Origin of the sequence: Mesorhizobium sp. M2A.F.Ca.ET.067.02.1.1 (genome assembly GCF_004023285.1) — a bacterium.
Taxonomy (GTDB): Bacteria; Pseudomonadota; Alphaproteobacteria; order Rhizobiales; family Rhizobiaceae; genus Mesorhizobium.
Genome location: NZ_RZSB01000907.1, coordinates 1 through 2,154 on the forward strand (window position 1 = coordinate 1; position 2,154 = coordinate 2,154).

The following is a 2,154-nucleotide window of genomic DNA, read 5'->3' on the forward strand; positions in this document are numbered from 1 at the left end:
ATCCAGGGCAACTCACTGCAGCTTCCGGGCGGCGACGCCGGCGTGGTGCGCGTCGAGGGCCATCCGACCAAGGCGCTCGCCTTCTCTTCCGACGTCACGCCCCGCTACTGCGAGGCCGACCCTTACGAAGGCGGCAAGCAGGCCGTGGCCGAATGCTGGCGCAACCTGACCGCCACCGGCGCGCTGCCGCTCGCCGCCACCGACAACCTCAATTTCGGCAATCCGGAGCGGCCCGAGATCATGGGCCAGTTCGTCGGTGCCGTTAAGGGCATCGGCGATGCCTGCCGGGCGCTTGGCTTCCCGATCGTCTCCGGCAATGTCTCGCTCTACAACGAAACCAATGGCCGCGGCATCCTGCCGACGCCGACCATCGGCGGCGTCGGGCTGATCGCCGACTGGTCGAAGATGGCGCGCATCGGCTTTGCCGCCGAGGGCCAGATGATCGTGCTGGTCGGCGCGCCGCCGAGCTGGGGCAGCCATCTCGGCCAGTCCGTCTATATGCGCGACATCCACGGCCGCGCCGACGGTCCGCCGCCGCCGGTCGATCTCGCGCATGAAAAGCGCGTCGGCGACCATGTGCGCTCGCTGATTGCATTCGGCGTCGTCACCGCCGCGCACGACATCTCCGACGGCGGCCTGGCGATAGCGCTCGCCGAAATGGCGATGGCCTCCGGCATTGGCGCCGCCATTCCGGGGCTCACCGGCACCGATCCGATTCCGGTCTGGTTCGGCGAGGACCAGGGCCGCTACCTGCTGACGCTGTCGATCGACCCGCAGAGCGGCGAATGGGACAGGATCCGCCAGGAACAGGAGAAGCTCGGCATCTTCGCGCCCTGGATCGGCACCACCGGAGGGCGTGACTTGAAACTGGGTGACGCACGGCCGGTCCCGGTCAGCGAGCTGAAGGCTGCCCATGAAGGCTGGTTCCCGCGCTTCATGGACCAGGCCAGTTGACCAGAAGCATGTCTCCCGAAAGTGTGCAGCGGTTTCGGGAAAAGACATGCTTACGACAAAAGACTTAAATCATGTTGCATAAATCCTTTTTTATGCGACATGATTTAACTGTGAAGGCGCTGATCGCAGTCGTCTTCTGGCCTTCGCTGTTCTTCTTCTGGTTCCTCGGCCCGTTCGTTTTCTTATTGCTGTCGACCACCTCGAGCGAGGCGTGCGCACGGCTGGAAACTCGCGACGGGTTCCTGGCCGCGGCCAATGCCACTTTGCCGATGCTCGTCTTGCAGACCCTGATCTACGCGGTTCCGATCGTCTGCCTGGTGCTGTGGGACAGGCTAGCGCCGGAGCCGGCGCGAACACGGCATATCGCGACCTGCATCAAGCTCTTCATCGTTGCCGCGATCATCGGAGCGACTTGGGACTATGGCTCGTCCTTGATCTGCGACGGCTATGGCCAACCCTTCTTCTCGTCCGCCTGGCGAATGACGAGCTATCTTCCGATCGTCGGCCTGCTGATCAACATCCCGCTTTATATACTCACCTTCAGCCTTGGCCGGGCCTTCTCGACCCGCGATGACGTCACCGAAGACGGCGTGGTCCATTCGAAGCAGGATAATTCTTAGGCCGCTGTCGCGGACGGAACGGCTTCAATCCGGGTCGGAAAGGCTTTAGGCTCGCGAGTCAGATCATAGGTGCTGCCTAGCTGCCCCGCTTGAAACAGGATTTTGCCATGGCAATGGATGCACACGACATCGAAAAACTGATCAAGGAAGGCATTCCGGACGCCAAGGTGACGATCCGTGATCTCGCCGGCGACGGCGACCATTACGCGGCGGAGGTCGTTGCCGAAAGCTTCCGGGGCAAGAGCCGGGTCCAGCAGCACCAGATGGTCTATGACGCGCTGAAGGGCAATATGGGCGGCGTGCTGCACGCGCTGGCGCTGCAGACCAGCGTCCCGGACTGAACGCTGCCATCCTCTCAGGCTTGGCACAACATCGCGTTATCCCTTGCGCCATTGGGCCAGTGTCTCGGCTAACGTCTTGTTTCAGCCACCCTATGGGTTTATTTGAAGGACATGCTTCGAGCCTGACTCCCACAGGCGTGAAAGGATTGTCCATGACCGGCATCAGCGACTACATCGACAATGAAGTGAAGAGCAACGACGTCGTGCTCTTCATGAAGGGCACCCCGGGCTTCCCGCAA

General features: G+C 62.3%; 3 protein-coding genes and 1 pseudogene. All 4 read left to right on the forward strand.

What is annotated here, in order from left to right; all coding sequences use genetic code 11:
* The coding region (locus EOA28_RS33530; RefSeq protein WP_245501663.1) for an AIR synthase related protein at positions 1-954 on the forward strand (954 nt) is incomplete at its 5' end.
* Between the two features lie 92 nt (positions 955-1,046).
* Entirely contained in the window at positions 1,047-1,574 is a 528-nt protein-coding gene (locus EOA28_RS33535) for a hypothetical protein (protein WP_127250883.1), read from the forward strand.
* A gap of 107 nt (positions 1,575-1,681) precedes the next feature.
* On the forward strand, positions 1,682-1,915 hold the full coding sequence (locus tag EOA28_RS33540; RefSeq protein WP_006206026.1) for a BolA family transcriptional regulator: 234 nt from the start codon (positions 1,682-1,684) through the stop codon (positions 1,913-1,915).
* Between the two features lie 152 nt (positions 1,916-2,067).
* A pseudogene (locus EOA28_RS33545) lies at positions 2,068-2,154 on the forward strand (monothiol glutaredoxin, Grx4 family); the annotation flags it as partial.